The organism is Ruegeria sp. CDSC002, assembly GCF_059610905.1.
Genome location: NZ_JBXWOM010000014.1, coordinates 115,159 through 122,046, shown reverse-complemented (window position 1 = coordinate 122,046; position 6,888 = coordinate 115,159). Strand labels below are relative to the sequence as shown.

At 56.5% G+C, this 6,888-nt stretch carries 5 protein-coding genes; all 5 read left to right on the top strand.

The window, feature by feature from the left end; genetic code table 11:
• Positions 1–375 precede the first annotated feature (375 nt).
• Positions 376–1,347, top strand: coding sequence for an alpha/beta hydrolase (locus AC2FJE_RS21140; protein ID WP_108861693.1), 972 nt, complete (start codon positions 376–378; stop codon positions 1,345–1,347).
• Between the two features lie 169 nt (positions 1,348–1,516).
• Positions 1,517–3,097 carry an ABC transporter substrate-binding protein gene (locus tag AC2FJE_RS21135; RefSeq protein ID WP_282120968.1) on the top strand — a complete coding sequence of 527 codons (1,581 nt, stop codon included), beginning with the start codon at positions 1,517–1,519 and terminating at the stop codon, positions 3,095–3,097.
• Positions 3,098–3,223: 126 nt separating this feature from the next.
• A complete protein-coding gene (locus tag AC2FJE_RS21130) occupies positions 3,224–4,789 on the top strand; it encodes an ABC transporter substrate-binding protein (RefSeq protein ID WP_496757901.1) in 1,566 nt (521 codons plus the stop codon).
• Positions 4,790–4,962: 173 nt separating this feature from the next.
• A complete protein-coding gene (locus AC2FJE_RS21125; RefSeq protein WP_058273052.1) occupies positions 4,963–5,940 on the top strand; it encodes an ABC transporter permease in 978 nt (325 codons plus the stop codon).
• Complete coding sequence (locus AC2FJE_RS21120; RefSeq protein WP_058273051.1) at positions 5,937–6,887, top strand: ABC transporter permease; 951 nt, start codon at positions 5,937–5,939, stop codon at positions 6,885–6,887. The genes AC2FJE_RS21125 and AC2FJE_RS21120 overlap by 4 nt, the downstream gene beginning before the upstream one ends.
• Position 6,888 lies beyond the last annotated feature (1 nt).

Genomic DNA, 6,888 nt, shown 5'->3' with positions numbered 1-6,888 from the left:
GTCACAAAATGGGGAAGAACAATCAGCCAAATCACTCCATCACTCATAACAACACCAATCAACGCTGCAGTGAATTAGGTCGCTTCGGCACAGGACCCAGCCGGAGTCGGATCTTGGCCATAAGGCCGCCTCTGGAATGGTTAAACCCTGTCGCAGAGCCCCTCGGTCGGCTCTTGATGCCTGATGATGACCGCGAGCTATGAGGCTAAAGCACGGGCGGAGCCGCCCCAGTTTCGTTCAGGGCGTCCATGACCGACCCAATGTGAAACCCTTTGTGTAAATACGACCATAGATACGGTCAGAGTTCCGGGATTTCTGTGTCGCCTATGCGGTCGACTTGTTAGGCTGGTTCCATCCTGAACAGGAGGGGCTTTCATGCTTTTTATAACGAACAGATTTCCAACCCAAAGTATTCGCACCCGTAAAGGACGTCGCTTCACTTTTGATCTGGACAACAACGCACCTTCGAATTCGGTGTTCTATTGTGAAAAAGGCGAGGATGAACACCACACCGAAATTACCAGCAAAGAGCTCTTGCGGCGGGTGCGCGACAGCGATTGCCGTCAGATCCTGTTATACTTGCACGGGTTCAACAACCTGCCCGACGATGTGTTTCAAACAACGGCCGAGCTTCAGCGTCTGTGCGATCAGGCCAAACCCGGTGAAGTGATGGTGTTGCCTCTGATCTGGCCCAGCGACGCCAAGCAGGGGATCGTTCAGAAATACTGGGATGACCAGAAATCCGCGGACCAAAGCGGCTTTTCCTTTGCGCGGGTGCTGGAGCGTTTCCTGGAATGGCGCAACAGTGAGGATAACGAGCCCGAATCTGCCCCCTGCCTGAAACGGATCAACCTGCTGGCGCATTCGATGGGCAATCGGGTTTTGCGCCAGACGTTGATGGAATGGGATCGGTATGATCTGGCGTCGGGCGTGCCGCTGTTGTTTCGCAACACGTTCATGGTTGCCGCAGATGTCGTCAATGAAACCGTGCATGAACATGAGCCCGGTGTGCTGGTCAGCCATGCGTCGCGGAATGTGGTTGTTTATTTCGCATCCGACGATCTCGCGCTGCGGGCCAGCAAGGCAGCAAACCTCAAGAACAAAGTGGCGTCTCGCCGTTTGGGTCATACGGGGCCAGAGAATATCGATCGAACGCCGCATAACATATTTCAGGTCGACTGTGACGATATCAATACGGCCTATGACACCCCCACCGGCCACAAGTATTTTGGTCCGGTTTCGCCGGGCGGCGAGGCAGGCCTGGTGTTCCGGCATATTTTTCAATGCGTCCAATCCGGGCGCGTTTTCCCGGATGATCCGCATCAGCGCTCGGTCATTCTGCGCTGAATCGGGTGTTCGCGATATGTCGGCTTTTCAAATTTGATCGGAAATCCAAATAGTTCACAATCTGGTGTTGCAACCTTCAGAATGATCTGGATGATCAGCACTACCAAGACCGACAAAACCGGTCTGCCGTTCCACGGAACGGTACTAACGAAAAAACGGGGAGATTATAATGATCCTGAAGAACTTGATGATCGCTGCCAGTGCGACCGCATTGATGGCGGGTGCCGCATCGGCGGAAACGCTGCGATGGGCACGTGCTGGTGACGCGCTGACGCTGGATCCGCACTCGCAAAACGAAGGCCCGTCACACACAATACGGCACCAGATGTACGAGCCGCTGATCATTCGCGACGTAACAGGCGCGTTTGAACCTGCGCTGGCGACCGAGTGGGGGCCCAAGGCGGATGACCCGAATGTTTGGGTCTTCAAACTGCGCGAAGGCGTGAAATTCCATGATGGCGCGGACTTCAACGCCGAAGACGTGGTGTTCAGCTTTGAGCGGGCCAAGCAGCCGAATTCGGACATGAAAGAGCTGATCGGTTCGATCACCGAAGTGCGCGCGGTGGACGATTACACAGTCGAGATCGTCACCGATGGTCCAAACCCGATCCTGCCGTCGAACCTGACCAACCTGTTCATTCTGGACAAAGGCTGGGCCGAGGCAAACAACACTGTCAATGTGCAGGATTTCGAGGGTGGCGAGATCACCTTTGCCACCACCAACGCCAACGGTACGGGGCCTTATGTCCTTCAAAGCCGCGAGCCTGACGTCAAAACCGTGATGGTGCGCAACGACAACTATTGGGGCATCGACCAGTTCCCCATGGAAGTGACCGAAATCGTCTATACCCCCATCCAGAACGCTGCGACCCGCGTGGCGGCGATGCTGTCGGGTGAGGTGAACTTCCTGCAGGATATGCCGGTTCAAGACATTGACCGCGTCAATGGTGCCGATGGCCTGATGGTCAAGCAAGCCCCACAGAACCGTGTGATCTTCTTTGGCATGAACCAGGGTGCGGACGATATCGAAGCAGACAACGTAGACGGCAAGAATCCTCTGGCCGATGTGCGTGTGCGTCAGGCGATGTCGATGGCGATCAACCGTGATGCGATCAAGCAGGTCGTTATGCGCGGCCAGTCGCAGCCTGCGGGCATGATCGCACCGCCTTTCGTGAACGGCTGGACCGAAGCGATGGACGGCGAATCCGCCACTAATCTGGAAAAAGCCAAGGAACTGATGGCAGAGGCAGGTTATGCCGATGGCTTTTCGCTCCGGTTGGACTGCCCGAATGATCGATACATCAACGATGAAGGGATCTGTCAGGCGGCCGTTGGGATGTTGGGCCAGATCGGCGTGACCGTGAATCTGGACGCAAAGCCCAAGGCGCAGCACTTCCCGCTGATCACCGACGGCAAGACTGACTTCTACATGCTGGGTTGGGGTGTTCCGACATATGACTCGGAATACATTTTCAACTTCCTTGTCCACGGTCGCGAAGACGACATCGGCACATGGAACGGAACCGGCTATCAGGACGACGCGCTGGACACGAAGATCAAGTCGCTCGCTTCGAACACTGACCTGGACGCCCGGAATGCCGACATCGCCGACATCTGGCGTGTGGTGCAAGACGAAGCGCTTTACATCCCCATTCATCACCAGGTTCTGAACTGGGGCATGGCTGACGGTGTCGGCATCGAAGTGGATGCCGAAGACCAGCCCAAGGTCAAATACTTCACCATTAAATAAGTCAAAACCATTGACGATCAGACAGGGCGCGATTTTCGCGCCCTGTTTTTTGTTGTGATCTGAGATTTCCTTGCGCATGCGGCAAAAACCAAGAAAACTCGACCACAGAAACAGGGAGACATAACAATGATCCTCAGGAACAGCGCCATTGGCATTGCGATGCTGGCTGCCACCAGTGTTCAGGCCGCAGATTTCAAATGGGCCTCCACCACGGACCCGCAAACCATGGACCCGCACGCGGTCAATTCGGCTCCGGTTCTGGGATTTCTTAACAACGTCTACGAAGGACTGGTCCGCCGCGACAAGGACATGAGCGTTCAGCCTGCCCTGGCCGTCAGCTGGGAACCGATTGGAGAGGGCGACGGCTGGCGCTTCAAGCTGCGTGAGGGCGTGACCTTTCACGACGGCAGTACCTTTGACGCGCAGGACGTTCTGTTCAGCTATCAGCGCGCCTCGGGCGAGGCTGCAGATACCCGCAGCTGGTTTGCGCCGGTCAGTGAGGTGATCGTGGTCGACGATTATACCGTCGATATCATGACGACCGCGCCGAACCCGTTGTTCCCGTCTTCGATTGCCAACTGGATGATCATGGATCAGGGCTGGACTGAAGCCAATGATGCCGCCGTTCCGGACAAAGAGGCCGGAAATTTTGCGACGATCAACGCCAATGGCACCGGTGCATTCATGGTCACCGAGCGTGAGCCTGGCCTGAAAACCGTACTGGAGCCTCATGAGGGCTGGTGGGGCGACGTCGAGCACAATATCACCCGCGCCGAGTTTAACCCGATCCAGAACCCCGCAACCGCCGTTGCGGCGCTATTGTCGGGCGATGTGGATATGATCAACCCGGTGCCAATCCAGGACGTAGCGCGCCTGCAGGAAGACAGTGATGTCGAAGTCATCAAGGGGATCGAGGCCCGTGTAATCATGCTGGGCTTTGATCATGAAGCCGAGACGCTGAAATACACGGACGATGAAGGCAAGCCTAACCCGTTCCGCGATCCGCGCGTCCGCAAGGCAGTGGCGCAGGCCGTGAATGTCGATGCCATTCTGGCCACCATCATGCGCGGCAATGCCGAAGCGGCCTCGCAATTGGTGAGCCCAGCCATGAGCGGCTATTCTGCGGCCCATGCCGAACGTCCCGCATTTGACGTTGAGGGTGCCAAGGCTTTGCTGGCCGAGGCAGGATATGCCGACGGGTTCTCATTTGGACTGAAATGCCCCAATGACCGCTATCTGAACGACGAAGCGGTGTGTCAGGCCGTAGTCAGCATGCTGGCCCAGATCGGGATCACGGCCGAGCTGGAAGCGATGCCCGTGCGCAACTACTGGCCCGAGCTGCGCGAGGATAACTATGACATGTATCTGCTGGGTTGGAGCCCCGGAACGTTTGACGCGGAACACCCAGTCCGGTTCCTAGTCGCGACGCCAAACGAAGAGAAAAAGCTGGGCAGCTGGAATTTCGGCGGATTCTCGAACGCACGCGTGGATGAACTGCTGCCTGCCATCCAATCTGAGCTGGATGAGACTAAGCGTCAGGCCATGCTGGACGAAGTGGCTAAGATCATTCAGGACGAACAGGTCTATGTGCCCATGTATGTGCAGCCACTGGTCTGGGGCACGCGCAGCAATGTCGAGCTGACACAGCGCCCCGACAACTTCTTTTTGCTGCGCTGGGTGACCGTGAACTGAAGACGTTTTAGCATTGGATTGGCGAGGGCCGGTTCGGCACCGCCAATCCGCATCGTACCCTGCACAAAACCGATGACGCAGGAAATAAGGATCGCTCTGATACCATCCCGTTAGCGATACCTTGACCATTTAGCCGACCCGTGCATAGAGAAGCGGATCAATGGGGAAAGTGAATGTTCGCATATATCGTCCGAAGGATGCTCCAATCCGTGATCGTACTGCTGGTCGTGGGTCTGGTCGCATTTTCTATGTTCCGGTTTGTCGGCGATCCGATCGACAACATGCTGGGTCAGGAACGTACGCAAGCCGATATCGACCGGCTGCGGGCTGAACTGGGGCTGGATCAGCCGTTTCCGGTTCAGTACTACAAGTTTCTGAAAAATGCCGTTCAAGGCAATTTCGGTGTGTCTTATCGTCAGGGACGTCCTGTCTCGACCATCATAGCCGAGCGCGCGCCGGCCACACTGGAACTGGCTTTTGTTTCCGGCTTTCTGGCAATCACAATGGGGATTGCGCTGGGCGTGTTCACAGCCATCCGACGACAAGGGATTGCTGCGAATGTCATCATGACCGTTTCCCTGATCGGGGTGTCCCTGCCGACCTTCCTGATCGGGATCTTATTGATCTACATTTTTTCGGTTGAATTAGACCTCTTACCCAGCTTTGGGAGGGGCGAGACAGTTATGATTGGCAACTGGTCCACCGGCTTCTTGACGACTTCTGGTCTCAAGGCGCTGATCCTGCCTGCGATTACGCTGGGTCTGTATCAGATGACGCTGATCATGCGCCTGGTCCGGTCGGAAATGCTTGAGGTGTTGCGCGCCGATTATGTCCGGTTTGCACGCGCTCGCGGTTTGTCGGACCGGGTGATCAACTTCCGCCACGCGCTGAAGAACACTATGGTTCCCGTGATCACGATCACCGGTCTGCAGCTGGGCTCGATCATCGCCTTTGCCATCATCACCGAGACGGTGTTCCAATGGCCGGGTGTTGGCCTGCTGTTCATCAACGCGATCCAGTTTGTCGATATCCCTGTCATGGCCGCTTATCTGATGCTGATTTCGGTCATGTTCGTCTCGATCAACCTGATCGTCGATCTTCTTTATTATGCCATTGACCCGCGCCTGCGTGTCGACGCGAGGGCCACATGACTGATACCATCGAAACCCCGACCGCCCCAACCAAATCGCGATTTGCCAAGTTCTGGGACAGCGATTTTGCGTGGTCCTTCCGGCATTCTCCGGTCGCCTTGATCGCCTCACTGGTGGTGCTGATCCTTTTGCTGGCTGCCGTTTTTGCCCCGGTCATCGCGCCCTATAATCCGTTCGATCCGGCATCGCTGAACCTGATGAACGGCTTTACGCCGCCGGGCACGCCCAATGCCTTTACGCAGGAAACCTTCTTTTTGGGGACCGACGATCAGGGACGCGACGTATTTTCGACCATTCTATATGGCATGCGCATCTCATTGTTTGTTGGCGTGTCAGCCGTGATGCTGGCGCTGATCATAGGTGTCATTCTTGGGCTGGTTGCGGCGTATTTTGGCGGTTGGGTCGAGACGCTCATCATGCGGATTGCCGATGTGCAGCTGACCTTCCCGGCCATTCTGGTTGCGATGCTCATCTTTGGTATCGCCAAGGGCGTTACGCCCCCCGAATACCGCAACGAAATGGCGATTTATGTTCTGATCATCGCAATTGCCCTGTCTGATTGGGTGCAATTTGCGCGGGTCGTACGCGGCGCTGCGCTGGTGGAAAAGAACAAGGAATACGTACAGGCCGCCCGTCTGATCGGGCGCGGGCCAATTCCGATCATGTTCCGCCATATTCTGCCCAATGTCCTCAGCCCGGTTCTGGTTATTGCCACGATCTCGCTGGCGCTGGCAATTATCGCCGAGGCAACGCTCAGCTTTCTGGGCGTGGGTGCGCCGCCGACCCAGCCGTCGCTGGGAACACTGATCCGTATCGGACAGGGCTTCCTGTTCTCGGGTGAGTGGTGGATCCTGTTCTTCCCGGCCTGCACCCTTCTGGCGCTGGCCCTGTCTGTCAACCTGCTGGGCGACTGGCTGCGCGACGCGCTGAATCCCAAGCTGCGGTGAT

Excerpts from the sequence above, each read along its gene's own strand:
- AC2FJE_RS21140 (WP_108861693.1), top strand. The coding sequence starts at position 376 with ATGCTTTTTATAACGAACAGATTTCCAACCCAAAGTATTCGCACCCGT.
- AC2FJE_RS21135 (WP_282120968.1), top strand. The coding sequence starts at position 1,517 with ATGATCCTGAAGAACTTGATGATCGCTGCCAGTGCGACCGCATTGATG.
- AC2FJE_RS21130 (WP_496757901.1), top strand. The coding sequence starts at position 3,224 with ATGATCCTCAGGAACAGCGCCATTGGCATTGCGATGCTGGCTGCCACC.
- AC2FJE_RS21125 (WP_058273052.1), top strand. The coding sequence starts at position 4,963 with ATGTTCGCATATATCGTCCGAAGGATGCTCCAATCCGTGATCGTACTG.
- AC2FJE_RS21120 (WP_058273051.1), top strand. The coding sequence starts at position 5,937 with ATGACTGATACCATCGAAACCCCGACCGCCCCAACCAAATCGCGATTT.